Genomic DNA, 18,246 nt, shown 5'->3' with positions numbered 1-18,246 from the left:
CGTTAAGGGTATGAAAAGAGGCAGAAATAGGCCTTTTTCAGAGGAATAAGGTCTCTCCAGTCCGAAAGTTATTCAAAACGGCTTAAATTGCACAAATAGCGTCATCTGAGTCCGAAAATCACGACAAAGCGCTCAAAAGGTAAAGAACGGCAGATGAGCGCAGACGAGCGGCAGTAGACTAACATTAGAGTAGTGAAAGAGTCATATTAGATAGTGGGACAGTGTGATATTAGCGCATTAGGAACAATTGTAGAGTAATACGCAGAACAGCAGGAGCAATAGTGAAGTAACGCAGAACAGCCAAATAAAAGTGAAGCAACCGACTAGCGGAACAATAGACGAGCGACAGTAGACAAACATCAGAGTGGTGGAAGGGTCGAATTAAATCGATAGTAAAATAACATTAGATGGTGACAGAGTAAAATTAGATTAGATCAGTAGGAGCAATAGTGAAGTAGTACGCAGAACAGCCAAACAAAAGAGCAGCAACCGCCTAGCGGAACAATAGACGAGCAGCAGTAAACCTAACATCAAAGTAGTAACAGTTCAGCAGCAGACTAACAGCAGTAGATCACCGTTGACTGACAAATCTAGCAGCAGCCTTTATTTGGTCTACAATAATCTAGTAAGAGCCCAACATTTGCGCTACAACAGATCCCATTTAAAAACCAGCAAGTCTCCAATTCCGGGAGGCTCGCTGGTTTATGTTTTTAAGGAGCGATACCGGAGATCAGTACATTGTTTTGATACAGGGTTACTTTGTTCCAAGTGCTGAAGGAAACTTTGGTTGGATCGAACGAATAGTCATTTGCTTCATTGAAGTTAGACCAGTCGCTTTTGTGCACGCGTAATTGGATTTCTCCTGACTGCCCACCGGCAGGTATGGAGCCCGCGCTAGCATTGAAAGTAAGCTCAACGTAAGAGTCGGCGTTCGTCCCACTTGTGGACCCGAGGGAAACCGATATATTAGAAGCACCGACCTGTGCCCAATCGATCACACCATTGAGGGAGGCGCTTCCATCTTTAGTAAAGTAATAACGAATTTTCAGTCCATTTAAATTGACTGCCGTTGTTCCATTGTTATAGATGTTGAAGTAGGGCTTGATTGAGTTATCTGTAGCATTGGTATCTGCAGCACGGTAGTAAAGTGCCAGATTACTGGTTGGCGAGCCGGTAGGAGTGGCTGTTGGTGTTGGTGTAGCTGTAGGTGTAGGTGTAGGTGTAGGTGTAGGTGTAGGTGTAGGTGTAGGTGTAGGTGTAGGTGTAGGTGTAGTGCCACCATCCGGCACAGGTTGGTAACCAGGTGTTGTGTAAATTTTATTAAGCACAGAGGTTGCTAAGGTTCCGTTTGCTCCATTAACGACTGTATTTCCCCAGTTGCTGAGTGTTCCTGCTGGACCGCTGGCTAGATCCAGATATTCAACGCCTCCGCCATTACCATACCAGGACCAGGCGAGCCAGCCCACCTTTTTTTCCTTAGTGTAGCTCATAATGGTGGCTTCATCGACATCTCCACCCGTGTGCTTGTCACCGAATTCGCCGATAATTACAGGGGCTCCAATAGCCAAGGCACTATCGATATTACTCTTAACTGTAGCAGCATTACCTCCAGCATATTCGTACATATGAATAGAGAAAATGGTATTTTTTAAAGTATCTGAATTAAATACAGCCTGACCACTAGTGAAAATAGATTGTGGGTATTGACCCCATCCCGCTGCATCTACAACTAAAGTGTTCTTAATGCCCGCATTTCTTAACGCAGGAATTGCCGCTTGGTATCCACTAGCCCATGTTGCAGTGTTCCAAGAACCGTACCATTCATTAGCAATATTCACAATGACACGATCTTCTTTACCGATCAAAGCATCCTTGATGCTGATCCAATAGTTTACTGCAGCATTAAGGTCAGAGGTGTTGTCTGAGCCCGTAGCATCATGCACTTCTAGCATGGCAATCATTTTATACTGATCACAAAGCTTTAGAATATTTTGGACATCAGCTAAAGTATCGAGAGACCACTTGCTGCCATTAGAAAGTACAATTCTGACGGTATTGGAGCCAGTCGCTGCGATGGCCGGTATTGCAGTAGCCAGATCGTTTTTGTACCAAGTGTGTGCATGATTCACCCCACGCATTACAAAAGGACTGCCAGTAGCATCGTATAAAGTGGTACCGCTTACATAAAAACCTTTAACAGAAGTGTTTGCTGCCGCTACCTGCTGTTGAGGTAAAGATATAGAAAGAGTAAGGATACTAATTAATACTAACAAACTGATTTTCCGGAACGAAAAATGCTTTCTGAATTTCATCAACATTTCCTCCTTAATCAAATAGGGTTGCTTCTTTGATTATGCGTATCCTCCAGGTGGTTGCAGTAAATGCACTCAATTACAGGCATGTATCACCTCCTCAGTTATTTTGAATATAACATATAAAGGAATTTTTAGGAATAATAAATAATTTAACGATAACAATAATTTTATTTTTCAATAAATAAATGAGTGAAATTGCCAATAAAGCACTCGCCTTTAATCTAACATTCTCATAAAAAAATGATTTTTTTAGATTCAGGAAGGAAAATATAAATTTTTTCGCCTAATGATTTGGATTTCTCGCGATTTTCTTTCATAATATAAAGGGTAAACTAAATACAAAAGAAGAACCGTTGCCCGAGAGCGATGTGTTCTGTACAGAAGAGGCGATATTATGATTATCATGAAAACGATGGAAGAGATCGAAAAAATGCGTGCGGCGGGAAAAATTCTCGCTGAATGTCATCGTCAAATTGCGCAAATTTTGCAGCCTGGTATTACGACCTGGGAAATTGATGAATTTGCAGAAAAATTTATATTGTCTCAAGGAGCTACTCCTGAGCAAAAAGGATATAATGGGTACCCGTACGCAACCTGTGCATCTGTAAATGATGTAATATGCCACGGATTTCCGAAAAAAGAGCCGCTAAAAGACGGGGATATCGTAACCATTGACATGGTTGTTAACTTAAACGGCTGGTTGGCAGATTCGGCCTGGTCTTACGGGATTGGCAATATTAGTGAACAGGCGACCAAACTTCTAGACACTACTAAGGAATCGTTATTCCGTGGAATCGAGCAGGCGGTTGCAGGCAACCGTATCGGGGATGTTGCGCATGCCATCCAAGTTTATGCAGAGTCTAACGGATTTTCTGTAGTACGTGATTTTATTGGCCACGGGATCGGTTCAGAAATGCATGAAGCTCCGGAAGTGCCTCACTATGGTCCAGCAGGGAGAGGGCCTCGTCTTAAAGAGGGGATGGTATTTACCATTGAGCCCATGCTGAACACAGGCAGTTACAGAACAAAAATTGATGCGGATGGTTGGACTGCGCGTACCATTGACGGTGGATTGTCAGCACAATATGAGCATACTTTGGCGATTACCCCACAAGGAACGATTATCCTGACTGAACTATAATTTTGGTGAAAAATAAAATGACCAGTCTCCGTATTGGAGATTGGTCATTTTTTATTAATCCGTAATGTTGCGAGTGTAATATTCAATGATATCTTTTCTCCTAATAATTCCAACAAATACACCCTCATTATCAATCACAGGAACGAAATTCTGATCCGCAGCGAGCGTCAGCATATCCTCCATTTCTGCATTAATGAGAACACTTTCGTTATGAACATGCTTTTGGATGTCGCTTACTGGAACTTCCCCTATATTGTCAAAGGTTAAATCTGCTGTGTTTTTCAGCTTCCACAATAGATCACCCTCCGAAAGTGTTCCTACATATTTTCCTTCATTATCAATAATAGGGATAGCCGTGTAATGGTGCTGTTCTAATTGTTCTAAGGCTTCCAGCATGGATAGTGAGTTAGTGATATAGGCGACTTGATCTTTTGGCAACAAAAAAGAGGATATTTCCATCGGCATGAGCTCCTTTGTATTATGTTATTTTTTGATTAGGCTACTTTTATTTAAACATACTTTTGGAATGGATAGAATTTTAAATTTTCATCCCTTGAATTATAGGTAATAAGTCCTATTGAATAGAGGTCGTATTTTGTCGATTAAAGATATATTATCCTAGAGTGGAGTTGTTCAGATGGCATTGTATCGAAGGCTTTCATTAACGTTTAAGTTTGTTATGGTGGTAAGTTTAGTAATTATTGTGATCTTTTTCTTTAGTTTAGTCGCAAACCTGGCTAATCTGCGTAGTGTGAGCATATCCAACGGTGAACTTCAGGCAGAGGTCGCAGGAAAAAGTTATGCGGAGACCATTCAGAATAGAATGATAGACATTCAGTCGACGGGTGAAGCGCTTGCTGAAGTACTACTTGAATCAAGAGAACGTCAAACCTTGGACCGTGAAGATGTTGTTTCTACAATGAAAACTATGCTTGAGCACAGACCAGAAATTTTTGGGATGAGTATATTATGGGAACCCAATGCTTTTGATCAGAACGATCAGGCTAATATAAATAAGATGCCATATGATGATGGTACGGGGCGTTTTATTCCTTATGTCTTTAGAAATCAAGATGCAATAAAGGTTGAACCCTTAAAGAATTATGATGTAGAGGGTGCGGGTGATTATTACCTTTTACCAAAAAAAGAGAAAAAACCGGTCTATATTGAACCCTATTCCTATGAGACAACTGGTGGAGCTATAGAGATGATTTCGGTCATGCTGCCAATTTTGGATAAAACGGGTGTATTTCTGGGAACTGTAGGGTTCGATGTTTCGTTAACCCAATTGCAGGAAGAAGCCGTTAATTATAAACCTCTGGGAGGTTATGTTTCTTTAATCACTGGTAATGGCAAATATGCAGCCAACCCAAATGATCCTCAAAGTGTACTCAAAGAATTTGGTGATACAGAAGATAAAACAGTACTGTGGAAGCGTGTGAAGAATGGGGAGGCCAAACTGGGATACACGATAAATTCTAAGGGAGAAGACGTGCTGCGGACTTTTGTTCCGATACCAATGCCTGGAAGTGACCAGGTCTGGTACACACAGACAGCGATCTCTAAGGATGTTATCATGGCTGATTATGAACAAGCTAAAACAGAATTTTTTATCATTATGATTATTGGGATTTTGATTTTAGCTGTTATTGTTGGTCTTCAACTATGGTTGATGGTAGTTAAACCGCTTCGCTTGTTATCTGAGAAACTGCAGCTGATGTCTCAGGGTGATTTGACTCAAACCCTGCAGGTTCGAAATGATGATGAATTCGGCAAAATGGCTACACATTTTAATCATATGACCCATAAGCTTCGAGAAATGTTTGGACTTGTCGCTGATTTATCAATGTCCGTGGGAGCTACCTCTGAAGAGCTGACAGCTAACGCTGAGCAGACTGGGAAAGCTGCTGAACAAATTGCTGTGGCAATTGGACGAGTAGCCGAAGGAGCGCAGCTGCAGAATGATTATGCGGGTGATTCTTCAATGGCGATGAGCGAGCTGAATGTTGGAGTGCAACGGATCGCTGACTCTTCGTCATCGGTATCTGCATCTGCAGATGAAGTTACCGATCAGACGAAAAAGGGCAGTGCGCAGCTGCAAATGGCAGTGAACCAAATGTCAGAGTTAAAGCTGTCTGTGGATGAGACGAGTCTGGCGATCGAACGTTTAGGTGAACGCTCTGCTCAGATCAGCGGGATTATCGGCTTGATTTCGAACATAAGTAAACAGACCAATCTGTTGGCACTAAATGCGGCTATTGAGGCGTCCAGAGTGGGTGAACATGGCCGAGGTTTTGCTGTAGTGGCCTCAGAAATTCGCATGCTGGCAGATCAGACTAAAAAAGCTGCCGAACAAGTTACTGCTTTGGTTGAAGATGTGGTGCAAGATACTAATCAAGCTTCACAGGCAATGGCTGTCGGCAATGAAAAAGTAATTCTTGGAGTGCAGAGTGTATCTGATAGTGATCTTTTATTTACGTCGATTCTGACAGAGATGACACAGGTAACCGATCAGATCCAAGAGGTGTCAGCAGCGGCACAGCAGATGACCGCGGGTACGGAGCAAATTTCAGTTACGGTTAAACAATTAGCCGATCTTGCTTCGGAAGCATCCTCTGACTCCCAAAGTGTAGCAGCAGCCTCTGAGGAGCAGCTTGCTTCTATGGAAGAGATCTCAGCCTCGTCGGAGTCACTCAGCTCAATGGTGCAAGACCTGTTGGATAAATTATCTTACTTTAAAATTTAGTTTCCCTTTTCAAATTTTAGAAAAGGGCGGTCCTCTAAGCTATGAAAATGACTGCTGTGTCGAAAGCAAATGCTTTGTCACTGGAAAATACGCTTAGTAACCTACTAACGGACACAGTGGTCCTTAAACGTAGGATTATCCGATATGGGGAATGTTATCGGACTCCAGTGCAGCTATTGGCCCGAAAAATGCTTAATATGAGCCTCTTTCCAAGGTATAGCGTCACTGGAGTCCGAAATCTAGCTGTAATGGATAAAAACATGTGAATAACGTCTACTGAGTCCGAAAACCCCGTAGGATAATGAATGTGTAGTCGTAGCAGGCCGCGAATGACCAAAAAACGCCGAACAGCGATTCTTCGATAACAGAAGAATCGCTGTTTTGTTGATTTTAGGATATTGAAAGTGAGGAGGTCAGTCTCCGCTCGTAGAATCACTTATGGCACAGCTCCTTCTTACCTCCCATTTTCTTCATAATGCAGTAGAGTATCTATTTGGTGTTAGCTGTGTTATAATCAATCTATCGAAAGTATTTACCTGGCGAATTCACATAGCGTAGAGGGTTATTCTTTAGACGTTAATAACCTTGTACCATATGTGAATTTTTATTTTTTTAGAGATTTTGCAAGAGATTTTTTGAGGATAAGAATAACATGTAAATAAAAATAAGGTGGTAATTATATTATGCAAACAGGAACAGTGAAATGGTTTAACGCAGACAAAGGTTTTGGTTTTATCGAGGTTGAAGGTGGAGAAGATGTATTCGTACATTTCAGCGCAATTACTGGTGACGGATTCAAGTCCCTGGATGAAGGACAACGTGTAGAATTTAACGTAGTTCAAGGTAATCGTGGTCAACAAGCGGAGAATGTTGTAAAACTGTAAGTAGTAAAATGAATCCCCAAACGTATCGTTTGGGGATTTTTTTATAGAAAGGTGGCGGATGTAAATGCAGGTGTTTGAAGACTGGAATTTAAAAGTTAAGAAAACCTTTAACGCTACAAGTAACAAGGAAGTATTGACGGTGTCTGAAGCGGGAAGCTTGCTCGGGCTGTCTAAAGATCAAATGAAAAGTTATGTAGATCAGCATAAGTTGACTAAAGTTCCGATCATGAGAAGTGTCGTCAGATATCTTTTACTGAAGAGTGAGATCGATATGATTGTGAAAAAAACCTAAGATCAGCATTAATAAATAGGGTAGACCAATCCTTGATAGGATATGGTCTTTTTTTGTCTCACAAATTTCTTATAAATAGAAACTTATCGACCCTAAGATCGTCTATAATAATGGGATATTTTAGGTAACGGTGTCATCCAGTAAAAAATATCCTCACATACTGGTGGTTATCTATCAAAACATTACGTGATATCTAAGGAGAAAATTATGAAACGACTAGAGAGTAAAGACTATTACAAAGCTATTGAGCCTTTAGGAAAAGTGAAAATAAATACGATGTTTGCTGAGTCAGTGGTGCAGCAAGTCATACCTGGCAGCGTATATGTTGACGATATCGTTAACCCGCGTGCTTTTTACATTGCACACCCTTGTGGAATGTCTTTATTAATTGGAGAGTCGGATAATGAAGAGTTTAAGCGCGATCTTTTTGATTACATAACCAATAAAAATATGATTCGGCATCATCAAGAATTTCTGCAGGCTGATCCAGCGGGAGGCTGGCCGGAAGTTATCACTCATTGGAGTGAACAGGAAATGCTCCATAGAAATACAAGGGTCAACTTCAGCTTTAACCGCGAGCGATATCTGAACCAGAAAGCTTCTTATCTTAACCAAGACCTTGAAGTGGTGCGAATGAACAAAGAACGGTTTTTGGCGGCAACAGGAGGTGTCAATCCTAAGGCGTTTTGGAGGAATGAAGAGCAATTTCTTGCCGAGGGGCTGGGCTTTAATATTCTTGACGCTGGGGAAATTGCCTCTACGGCATTTTCGGGTTTTGTTAATGAGCATCAACTGGAAATAGGCATAGAAACCTCAGAAGCACATCGGGGTAAGGGCTATGCCTACGCTGTCTGTTCAGCCTTAATCGAATACTGTCTAGAACATCAGCTTGAGCCGGTGTGGGCGTGTCGTCTGGATAACGAGGGTTCTTTCAACTTAGCGCATAGATTAGGCTTTGAGACAACCTACATGATTCCCTATTACCGGCTGGTAGAATCCGTCATCAGGAAGGGTTAAGGATCCGAATGAAAAATAAACAGACTACCCATTCAGCTTCTTCATTTTCTTTAAGTAGAATTGAGAAAAAAAAGGTGAAGAAGAAAACTAAGACCAGCAAGAAAAAAAAGATCTGGCTATTTACGCTTGCTATCGTACTTATTGCTGGGCTAGGATCTTATGTTTTTCGTAAAGAACTGCTGATTTTCGGATTTAATAACGTTGTGGCTCCGACTATTGAACACACGCTTGATGGATCATACGTTCCTTTAGAAAATAATGAAAACGCTGAAGCTCCCGGATTACAACCAATGGCGAATAACAAGGATCGTCCATTTTCTATCCTCTTACTGGGTACTGATCAGCGGGGAAAAGAGAACGGCCTTTCTGATTCGATTATATATACTGTGATCCGGCCAGTTGATCATAAAGTATTGTTCGTGTCGATCCCTCGTGATTCCTATGCAGAAATTATTGGAGCGGAAAAGGTTAAAGGAGCTAGGAAAGAAACCAAGATTAATGCAGCTCATTCCTATGGCGGTCCTCAGATGAGTGTAGACACCGTTAAAAATTTATTAAACGCGCCTATCGAATATTACGCTACTATTAATTTCAACGGCCTTGTGGGCGTTACAGATGCTCTAGGGGGTGTTGAACTTCCGATTACCAAGGTGATTGAGAACAAGAGCCCGGATCATGAGAAATTAAGAATTGAACCGAACAAACCGATTTATTCTGGCGCTGAAGCATTAATGTATGTAAGATACCGGGAGGATTCTGATTTTAAACGAACGGAGCGGCAGCGGATCTTTTTGAAATCTGCGCTTGAACGGATGAAGAGAGTAGATAATATCCTTAATATACAGAAAATCATCGAAATAGCAGGAAGTAATTTCCAAACCAATATGAAGTCAGACTTTATTCTTGATTTGGCGAAAAGAGTAATTCTTGAAGGGGGTACTCCTGAGATCACAAGCCATATGTTGCAGGGTGAAGGCAGACGGAAGGATCAATGGTATTACATGCTTGACGAAAATGATGTGAAGCGTACCCATGAGTTGATTGAGATTTGGCTGAATCCTGACTCTACTGATACGGATCTGGCCGCAGCTTCTGCGGATGACGCAGCATAGATGTTGTGACTGAATTATTTTATTTTTCATGTGGAGGTTGATCTCTCTGGCTGCAAGAACAAATGAGCAAATGTTACTCGAATTTAAGTCCCTCATCCCATTCGTAGAATCTTTAGGGGAAGTGTCAGACAAATATTGGAATCAGCCTATTGCAGCTGGTAAATGGACTGTAAAGGATATCATCTGTCATCTCATGTTATGGGATAAATATTTTTATGAAGGTGCGATTAAGAAAATAATTCTCCGGGAACCGATCACAACCAAGCATTTGGATTTTAACAAGTTTAATGCTAATGCTGTAGAATATGCTAAATTATTATCTGAACAAACATTAATTGAACAATTTGTACGTTATAGAACTAAAATCATAGATGCAGCTGCAGGCTTAACGGAAGATGAATTCAATCAGGAATATAAGGATGGAGACCGCAAAAAATTCAGCGTTCGCAAGTACCTGAGAAGTTTTATCCCACATGATAAGCATCATAAAAAACAGATTGAGCAGTTCTTAAAACCTTAAACCTTGGCGCGATTTTGAACTAACTTCATGGATTGGCGTATGAGGATAGGACCAAACATGCTTCCGGCAGAGGCGGCAATTAAGGAATGGAAGGGGAATTTTATAGCAAAATAAAAGACCCATCCAGCAACAATATCAATAAGGATGAACTTCTTGATCTCGGATAATGGAATGGTCACGAAGACAATGGATTGTTTGTTTCTCACAGCAATGACCTCCTAATTTTAAGAAAACATCTTATAAATCCACTGTTCATTCTATTTTGGAACTAAGATGTCCCATTCCGTCTAAATCTACAATCGAATCGTAAAAAAAGGAAGTATGCCTTGCGGATCTTTTTCGCAAAGTGTACTTCCTTTTTTGTATGTGAGGATATTATCTGACTAATATTTGGCAGGGTATGGAAAGTCACAGAAGATATATTCAATCACTAGTACAATGTAAGCGTTATCTTTTTGTGAAAATATATCCTAAAGGAGCTAAGCTATGAGAGTGAAGAGACTATCTTTTAACCAGCTTGTGTTTATCTGTTTAGGTTTTCAATACTTGTTAATGCGTTTGTTCTCTGCCGGCGAGGCGATCGTTATCACATCGATAGAGCTAGTAATATATATTGTTTATACTGTCGCCACCCTTGTCGGATTGTTTATCCGGAGCAGACGAATTGATAGTGAAGCTGTATCCGGGTTGTCGTCGTTATTTTTCAGCGTGTTATGGACGGTGTCTTTGTTCTCACAATTTCGGAAAGAAAGTTATCCAAATGCTTTAACAATCATTAATTCGCTGGGGGTATCTGCAGCGGTAATCGTGATGCTCACGCAATTTATAATTTTGGCCAAGGCTTAGGCCTTAGCTGAAAAAAGGCAGGTGCCCAGTAGCTATTTTATGGCTATTGCGGCACTTGTTTGTTTTTTTTCATCCCCAGAAATGAAAGCTCACCCTGTTCATTCCGTTTAAATTCAAATTTACTGTCATGCTTGGTATGATGGAATCTTGTTTCTGAGATAGGGTAGAACGGTGTAACCTCTTCATCATTCCAGACAAAATAATAGTCCTGGCCCCTACGCTCCACGCTCGCTTTGCAGCCAAATCCCTCATAGGTCCCCATATATTCAGCATACATGCTATCATCAAGTGGAAAAGCTTGCGGGAATATCGGAATTTCGGCGGGCTCACCGAATACTAATCCAGATAGAGATTCCGTTAACTTGGTAATGGGGACACAATCATAATTGGTCAACATGATGACGGTTGTCTGCTCTTCTGGATATCTGTGCATTTCACTTCGGAAGCCGCGGTAAGCGCCACCATGATACATTCTTTTGCGATCATAACGTTCGTCTAAGAACCAACCAAATCGATATTTGAGATTACTTGAATGAAAAGCCATCTCCAGAGTATCGTGGGATACTAATTGATCGGAGTATAAAGCTTGATCCCACAGGAAAAGATCAGCAGCCGTCGAATACATGGCACCTGCTGACAAAATAGAACTCATATTTATGTATTCTCCCTGAGTATACTCTCCCCATGAGGAATGATAAGGTGAGGCTAATTTTGAAATGATTTGCTGATTGTTATAAACTCCTGTATTTACCATGCCAAGAGGCTGTAATATAAAAGTAGTGATATAATCTTCAAATGTCATGCCAGTAATCTTTTCAATGATCATTCCTAATAGGTAATAACCTGAATTATTATAGGAAAACGATGTGCCAGGCATAAATGCAGGTGGTTGACTCACAAATAGCTGTAACATCTCCAGTGGAGTCAGCTTCAGCTTATTTAATTTTTGATTATATTCGGGTAGAGAAGTGTAGTTGGCTATACCCGAGGTATGTCCCAGCAGATGAAGGATGGTCATCCCCTCGAATGCATGCTGTTCAGGAAGATATTTTAGGATCGGATCTTCCAGTCGCAGACGTTTTTGTTCTTTTAGCATCAGAATCGCCATGCCAGTGAATGACTTGGTTAACGACCAGATTCGAAATTTGGTATCTATAGCGTTCGGAACCTGATGTTCAAGATTCGCATATCCATATGCTTTTTGTAGCTTGATTTCTCCATGCTGAGCTATCAAGACTGTGCCGCTCAATGGCCAGCTTAGTTCGTATTTATCTAAAAATTGCTCCAGACGCTGGGATTGTTTATCCACAGGTAACCCCTCCTTAAAGGCATATTCTAACATAATACTAAATTCTGTTGAAGCGGAGAGAAATCCATGAGATATGATTGTTTAATTATTGATGATGAAACTGAACTTGCGGAGACCACCTGCGAATATTTTAATTTGTTCGATGTTCAAACCGCGTTTGTTACAAGCGCAGATGCCTGCCGGAGCTTTTTGCGTGAGCATCAGGTCTCAATGTTACTGCTTGATATTAATTTAGGCGGTGAATCCGGCTTCCAGTTATGCAAAGAGCTGCGTCAGACGATGGGGATTCCCATCTTGTTTATTAGTGCCCGCTCCAGTGAAGATGATGTATTGATTGCTCTTGATATCGGAGGAGATGACTATATTCATAAGCCGTATACCCTGAGAGTGCTGCTAGCAAAAGTGAAGGCGGTGCTTAAACGCCACAATAACGAAGTTATAGCTGAGGCAGCTAGCCTCCAAGCCGGGCCTATCCAGATAGACCCCGAACTTAGGAGGGCAAGCCTTAATGGCGTAGCTCTCAAGCTGAAAACGATGGAATATAAATTGCTCAGCTATTTGATTCAGCAGAAAAATAGGGTAATCCCCAAAGAAGAGTTATTTACAGAGGTATGGGGAGATGTTTTTGCGGGGGATGGCACCTTAAATGTACATATCCGTCATCTACGCGAGAAAATTGAGCAGAATCCTAATGATCCTCAGTACATCCGTACAGTATGGGGCATCGGTTATGCTTTTGAGGACAAATAGTTATGACAAAAAAACTGCTGTTGGCCCTTCTGCTTACTATATTTGCCGCAAGTTTAACGCTCACATTCCTAATTCTTAATTTGCAGGTGGAGACAGGAACAGATAGAGTGGCTATCAATACCATTGTGAAACTCACGGAACAGAACTGGGACAAGCTTGATCCGAAGCTATACAAGGAAAGTCCATATGAATTTGCCATTATCGATACCGCGGGAGTACTTAAATATCAGACAGGAAATGCGATTTCCGTTACCGTTAACGAAGCCATCAACAATCGGGATACTCTAGTGGACGTTTTTGTTCAGGATAAGATGGTGGGTAAGGTGATTATTAATAATGATTACCGTGCGATTTTTATACATATGAAAAAACAATTTATACAAGTTTCTATTGTGATGCTGCTTCTGCTTTCGGCTCTAGGCATCCTCTATATTTGGTTCCTGAATCGATCGGTTCTCCGTCCGTTTCGCAAAATGCAGCTATTCGCGAAGCATATCGCCAGAGGTGATCTGGAAGTGCCGCTGGAGATGGATCGTAACCATCTGTTTGGTGCTTTTACCGAAAGCTTTGATATGATGCGGGAAGAGCTTGCAGCGGCTAGACACAGCGAATATTTGGCGAATAGAAGTAAAAAGGAACTGGTTGCTAGTCTCAGTCATGACATTAAAACACCAGTTGCTTCTTTAAAGGCGATCACGGAACTGATGTTATTAAGCGCAAGGGATGAGAAGACTAGCAGACAGCTTAACACTTTGTACTCCAAAGCAGATCAGATTGATCGTCTGGTGACCGATATGTTCCATTCGACCTTGGAGGAACTAAATGAACTTAAAGTCAGCTTAACGGAGGAGCAAAGCCACCTGCTGATCCAAATTATAAATAATGTAAATTTCTATGAACGGATTTCAGCAGCCTCTGTGCCTGACTGTATCATTACGGTGGATCCCTTGCGGCTGCAGCAGGTGATCGATAATGTTGTGAATAATTCCTACAAATATGCCTACACAGACACACCCATAGATATTAAGTTCGAGATCACGGATCATTATCTGGAGGTAGATATTCTGGACTATGGCCCCGGGGTTCCTGAAGAGGAGCTGCCTTTAGTATTCAATAAATTTTTTCGGGGCGGTCTGGCCGTGAGCCAGAATGGTGCGGGTCTAGGCCTGTACATTTCCCGTTATATGATGCAAAAAATGCAAGGCGACATTCTGTGCTCCAATCGGGAGGACGGATTTACAGTCAAACTGCTAATTCCTTTAGCAGGACAGAATTAAGAATTAGCTAAGGATTGCACAAAGACATGTTAAGAACATTTAACGTACGATAAGGTTGCAATTACGAATGAGCTTGTGATTGCAGCCATTATATTTTGCGTGGAGCTATGATTTTTTTAGCGCAATTAATGAGCATGAATGTAAATGGAGTGTTCAACATGAGCGAAGTGAATAATAAAGTGCTGATGCAGACTAATAAGCTTGGAAAAACCTTCTCCCATGGAGGAACTCAGCAGCATGTTTTGAAAAATCTGGATCTGACCTTATATCATGGTGATTTTACGATTATCATGGGCAGCTCTGGTTCTGGTAAATCAACACTGCTGTATGCCATTTCGGGTATGGATAAGCCAACGCTTGGAGAGGTTCTATTTGAAGGTCAGGATATCACAGCCATGAGTAATGATCAGCTTGCGATATTCCGGCGGAAGAATTGTGGGTTTGTGTTTCAGCAGATTCATCTGCTGGATACGATGAGTGTCCTCGACAATGTATTATCAAGTGCTTTTCTTGTACAAAAGGATAGAGCAGGGGCTGTAAAAAAAGCCAAAAAGCTACTCTCAGATGTAGGTCTGGATGACTCTGTCTGGGGCAAGTTTCCGGCGCAAATCTCAGGTGGCGAAGCTCAGCGGGCGGGTATTATCCGGGCATTGATCAACAGTCCAAAAGCGGTTTTCGCCGATGAGCCGACGGGTGCGTTAAATAGTTCAGCAGGAATAGGTGTACTGCGCGTCCTTACTGAGGTGAATAGGCAAGGGCAAAGTATAATTATGGTTACTCATGATCTTAAAACCGCGTTGCGTGGAAATCGGATATTGTATTTGCAGGATGGAGTCATCGTGGGAGATTTGCGTCTTACCCCTTATAGCGAAGATAACGGACCTGAACGGCAGCAGCAATTACAGTCCTTTCTAACCGAATTGGGGTGGTAGGGATGAGTAGCTTAATAGGAAAATTAGCTTGGTCTAATATTCGTAAAAGAAAAAGTGCCACGGTTACGCTCTTCATTCTTATCATGATAGCTGTGCTGCTGCTGAACATTGGCCTTACGGTCAGTTTGAAGCTCAATTCCTTCCAGCAAGAAAAAATGACTGAATTAAGGACTCCAGAATTAAGTGCATTTTTCCCGAAAGATGATTATCTAGAAGGATATGAGGAGCTTGTGGATAGTTATTCATATACAGATTCCTGGGAGAATGAAGCAGCAATTCTGTTAGCAGACGCTAAAATGAAGTACGGACAAACGGACACTACGGTAGCTTTTATAATTCTTAACATGGATACACCACGGACCAAGGGACTGTTCAAGACAACGACTCCGCTAGGATCTAAGGATGCGAATATGATCTATCTGCCTTATTTGTTCCATGTTGGATCGGGGTATAACCTGTGGGATACTTTTACTTTTGTATACGATAATAACTCATTTTCTTATACCATAGGTGGCTTTATTGAGGAGCCATTGTTAGGGACGTTAACTAATGGAGCTTTAAAAGTTTTTTTGACTGATGAAGGTTATAAACAGTTGGAGGAACGTCTTGGAACTGAAGCTCAATACAGCTTTCTATCAGCAGATTTAACCGATCCTTCAAAGGGTGTAAAGCTGGAACAAATGCTTAGTGAGCGGATTTTTGCCTCAGGAAGTACGGATCAATTTCAAGTCATGCGGGCAGAGGTTGGTCTCGAAGGGAACCGTGTTTTTGTTAATCTTTTAGCAGCCATTCTAATTGTGTTTGCACTGATTATGGTTCTAATCTCGCTGATTGTCATCAGGTTTCAAATATTGGGGCATATTGAAGACAATTTAACGAACATCGGTATTTTAAAAGCTAACGGTTATACTTCATGGCAGATTAAAAATGCGCTTCTGCTACAGTTCACCTCAGTTTCCATCATTGCAGCTATACCGGGAGGCGGGTTATCTGGGCTGGTTATGCCGTTGGTAGGGAATATGATTTCGTCTTCAATCGGACTTCTGTGGCCAATATCCTTTGAAGGGGTCAGTGCAGTGCTTAGTTTGGTTATTGTCTCTGGACTAGTGCTACTTGTTACCTATCTGTCGAGCCGGCGAATTCGGAACATTACTCCGATTACAGCTCTGCAGAGCGGAATCCTCACTCACAATTTCAAGCGGAACCCAATTCCACTCGAAACATCCCGAATGAATCTGCAATTCAGCTTAAGCCTTAAAGCTCTAGCAAGGCAGGCGAAACAAAATATGATGATCGTATTGATCGTTGCCGGATTAACCTTTTCTAGTATTTTTTGCTCTATATTGAATTTTAACTTTAAGGGAGATACCTCCGCCGTTATAGAACTGTTAGGTATAGAACATAGCGATTTTATGTTGTTACCTAAGAGCGGAGATCTCCAGCAGGGGATGTTTGCAGACTTAGAAGCCATGCCAGAGGTCAAAAAATTGACCGTATTGGATAGTATGGTCGCTTCGATTAAAGATACCAGCTTTATGCTCAGGGTATCTGACGATTATACCAAGCTGGAGACACAAACCATATACAAAGGGCGAGAGCCTATTTATGATAATGAAATTGCCATTTCCGGTGTTATTGCAAAATTGGAAAATACAGAAATAGGCGACGAGGTCCCGATTACGTTTAATGGTGTGACGGAGAATTATTTGGTCACTGGTTTAAGCCAGCAGATTAGCCAACTTGGAATGGTGGCAAGCATGACCGGCGATGGAATGAGAAGACTTCAACCGGAGTACACCGCTCAATCCATAAATGTGTATCTGAAAGAGGGAGAAAGTTCCAATTCCTTTACGAAGGATCTGGAAACACGCTTCCCTAAGCAATGGAACATTACTAATGTTCGAGAAACGTTTGATAATACGCTCAGTACATTCACTGCCGCAGTATCTTCTATGACTGCAGTCATTACTGTGGTGACGATTATAGTAGTCAGTCTGATTTTGTATTTAGTGATTAAGACTTTGATTCTGAAGCGGAAGCGTGAGTTCGGCATTCTTAAAGGAATGGGTTATACCACTTTTAATCTGATGACGCAGATTACCTTTAGTCTTTTTCCGGTGATTGTGGTGGGAGTAGCTTTGGGGAGCATAGGGGGGTATTTTTTCTCAGACTCAGCTTTTGTACTATTGCTCTCGAGTTTAGGGATTTATAATGTCCAACTGGCGGTTAGTTTGCCTCAAGTATTGCTATTGTGTGCAGCCATTCTAGTAGTCGCTTATGCGGTGTCTATGCTTGTTGCCCGGCGAATTCGGAAGGTTAGTGTGTACGATCTGATTATGGACTAATTTAAGCGGAAAACAAAAAAACAACGAGCAGGAGGTTAGTTACTCCATGCCCGTTGTTTTTTTACATATTCATTCGTCCGTCATCATAATTGAATTGCCAGTCGATGCCGAATTTATCTTTTAGACTACCATAACAAGAGCTCCAGAAGGTTTCTTGCAGTTCCATAACTATTTTACCGCCCTCTTGAAGCTTATCGAAATATTTCTTTATGTTATCTAAATCCTTACTAACTACGGAAAGACTAATATTGTTTCCTTCGATAAAAGGCATGCCTGGAAAAACATCAGAAAACATTACATTACTGCCTTCAATATTCAAACGGGTGTGCATAACCAAATCTTTAGCTTCCTCAGGAAGAGTGAAATTGGGATCGGGTGGTGTTTCACCAAAGGTCATGATTTGTGGACGTTCAGTGCCAAACACCTCTGCGTAAAACTCTGCTGCGTCACGACAATTCCCATTAAAATTAAGATAAACATCGATAGACATTTTTTTCACTCCTTAAAGGTTTGTTAGCATTACCTCGAAAATACTTAAAATTCAAAATACCTTGTTACTTCCACATTGTATCATTTACCAGTTTATAAACAAATATTCTTATAGTCTCATTATTAAACTTTTATTTCTTCTACTATCTTCTAATTAAAAATAGGATATGGTAGTATTCAAGAAAAGGGATAATTTTCTATAAATTAAATAAAATTATATTTATGTTAAATAATTAGGATATTTAGGCTCTTGTTAGATCTTTAACACGGA

The 18,246-nt window shown here is 41.1% G+C and carries 17 protein-coding genes; 12 read left to right on the top strand and 5 right to left on the bottom strand.

Features of this window, described 5'->3' with window-relative positions; genetic code table 11:
* Positions 1–710: 710 nt before the first annotated feature.
* On the bottom strand, positions 711–2,312 hold the full coding sequence (locus tag MKZ09_RS22660; protein ID WP_076201398.1) for a cellulase family glycosylhydrolase: 1,602 nt from the start codon (positions 2,310–2,312) through the stop codon (positions 711–713).
* A 397-nt stretch (positions 2,313–2,709) separates the two neighbouring features.
* Between MKZ09_RS22660 and map the strand changes: the two genes are divergently transcribed.
* The gene (map, locus tag MKZ09_RS22655; protein WP_036685786.1) at positions 2,710–3,456 is read left to right on the top strand and encodes a type I methionyl aminopeptidase; all 747 of its coding nucleotides are present in this window, start codon (positions 2,710–2,712) and stop codon (positions 3,454–3,456) included.
* 54 nt (positions 3,457–3,510) lie between these two features.
* Here the strand turns inward: map and MKZ09_RS22650 are convergent, their stop codons facing one another.
* The gene (locus MKZ09_RS22650; protein ID WP_038572361.1) at positions 3,511–3,915 is read right to left on the bottom strand and encodes a CBS domain-containing protein; all 405 of its coding nucleotides are present in this window, start codon (positions 3,913–3,915) and stop codon (positions 3,511–3,513) included.
* A 178-nt stretch (positions 3,916–4,093) separates the two neighbouring features.
* Here MKZ09_RS22650 and MKZ09_RS22645 point away from each other — a divergent pair, with 178 nt between their 5' ends.
* The 6 genes from MKZ09_RS22645 to MKZ09_RS22620 all read left to right on the top strand — a co-directional run bounded on the left by MKZ09_RS22645 (position 4,094) and on the right by MKZ09_RS22620 (position 10,027).
* On the top strand, positions 4,094–6,202 hold the full coding sequence (locus tag MKZ09_RS22645) for a methyl-accepting chemotaxis protein (RefSeq protein ID WP_076201400.1): 2,109 nt from the start codon (positions 4,094–4,096) through the stop codon (positions 6,200–6,202).
* Between the two features lie 683 nt (positions 6,203–6,885).
* Positions 6,886–7,086 carry a cold-shock protein gene (locus MKZ09_RS22640; RefSeq protein WP_036685790.1) on the top strand — a complete coding sequence of 67 codons (201 nt, stop codon included), beginning with the start codon at positions 6,886–6,888 and terminating at the stop codon, positions 7,084–7,086.
* A gap of 64 nt (positions 7,087–7,150) precedes the next feature.
* Positions 7,151–7,378: a hypothetical protein gene (locus MKZ09_RS22635; RefSeq protein ID WP_038572358.1), complete on the top strand. Its 228-nt coding sequence runs from the start codon at positions 7,151–7,153 to the stop codon at positions 7,376–7,378.
* 207 nt (positions 7,379–7,585) lie between these two features.
* Positions 7,586–8,395 carry a GNAT family N-acetyltransferase gene (locus MKZ09_RS22630; protein ID WP_076201404.1) on the top strand — a complete coding sequence of 270 codons (810 nt, stop codon included), beginning with the start codon at positions 7,586–7,588 and terminating at the stop codon, positions 8,393–8,395.
* 8 nt (positions 8,396–8,403) lie between these two features.
* On the top strand, positions 8,404–9,507 hold the full coding sequence (locus tag MKZ09_RS22625) for an LCP family protein (protein WP_081388918.1): 1,104 nt from the start codon (positions 8,404–8,406) through the stop codon (positions 9,505–9,507).
* Between the two features lie 37 nt (positions 9,508–9,544).
* On the top strand, positions 9,545–10,027 hold the full coding sequence (locus MKZ09_RS22620) for a DinB family protein (protein WP_341041329.1): 483 nt from the start codon (positions 9,545–9,547) through the stop codon (positions 10,025–10,027).
* On the opposite strand, the gene MKZ09_RS22615 is transcribed toward MKZ09_RS22620, so the two are convergent.
* Positions 10,024–10,233 (bottom strand): hypothetical protein, encoded by a 210-nt coding sequence (locus tag MKZ09_RS22615; RefSeq protein ID WP_036685800.1) that lies wholly within the window; start codon positions 10,231–10,233, stop codon positions 10,024–10,026. The genes MKZ09_RS22620 and MKZ09_RS22615 overlap by 4 nt on opposite strands.
* A 280-nt stretch (positions 10,234–10,513) precedes the next feature.
* Between MKZ09_RS22615 and MKZ09_RS22610 the strand changes: the two genes are divergently transcribed.
* Entirely contained in the window at positions 10,514–10,873 is a 360-nt protein-coding gene (locus MKZ09_RS22610; protein ID WP_076134285.1) for a hypothetical protein, read from the top strand.
* A gap of 43 nt (positions 10,874–10,916) precedes the next feature.
* Here the strand turns inward: MKZ09_RS22610 and MKZ09_RS22605 are convergent, their stop codons facing one another.
* On the bottom strand, positions 10,917–12,182 hold the full coding sequence (locus MKZ09_RS22605; protein WP_076201406.1) for a serine hydrolase domain-containing protein: 1,266 nt from the start codon (positions 12,180–12,182) through the stop codon (positions 10,917–10,919).
* A 66-nt stretch (positions 12,183–12,248) separates the two neighbouring features.
* Between MKZ09_RS22605 and MKZ09_RS22600 the strand changes: the two genes are divergently transcribed.
* The 4 genes from MKZ09_RS22600 to MKZ09_RS22585 all read left to right on the top strand — a co-directional run bounded on the left by MKZ09_RS22600 (position 12,249) and on the right by MKZ09_RS22585 (position 17,486).
* Complete coding sequence (locus tag MKZ09_RS22600; protein ID WP_076134287.1) at positions 12,249–12,932, top strand: response regulator transcription factor; 684 nt, start codon at positions 12,249–12,251, stop codon at positions 12,930–12,932.
* 2 nt (positions 12,933–12,934) lie between these two features.
* Complete coding sequence (locus tag MKZ09_RS22595; protein ID WP_076201408.1) at positions 12,935–14,209, top strand: HAMP domain-containing sensor histidine kinase; 1,275 nt, start codon at positions 12,935–12,937, stop codon at positions 14,207–14,209.
* A 158-nt stretch (positions 14,210–14,367) separates the two neighbouring features.
* Positions 14,368–15,141, top strand: coding sequence for an ABC transporter ATP-binding protein (locus tag MKZ09_RS22590; RefSeq protein ID WP_076134289.1), 774 nt, complete (start codon positions 14,368–14,370; stop codon positions 15,139–15,141).
* 2 nt (positions 15,142–15,143) lie between these two features.
* Entirely contained in the window at positions 15,144–17,486 is a 2,343-nt protein-coding gene (locus MKZ09_RS22585; protein WP_076201410.1) for an ABC transporter permease, read from the top strand.
* A 61-nt stretch (positions 17,487–17,547) separates the two neighbouring features.
* Here MKZ09_RS22585 and MKZ09_RS22580 read toward each other — a convergent pair whose 3' ends face one another.
* Complete coding sequence (locus MKZ09_RS22580; RefSeq protein WP_076201412.1) at positions 17,548–17,976, bottom strand: VOC family protein; 429 nt, start codon at positions 17,974–17,976, stop codon at positions 17,548–17,550.
* Positions 17,977–18,246: the final 270 nt, after the last annotated feature.

This window comes from Paenibacillus sp. FSL R5-0908, assembly GCF_038006245.1.
In the GTDB taxonomy this organism is placed as follows: domain Bacteria; phylum Bacillota; class Bacilli; order Paenibacillales; family Paenibacillaceae; genus Paenibacillus_AQ; species Paenibacillus_AQ odorifer.
This window is presented reverse-complemented; position numbering and strand designations above follow the sequence as displayed.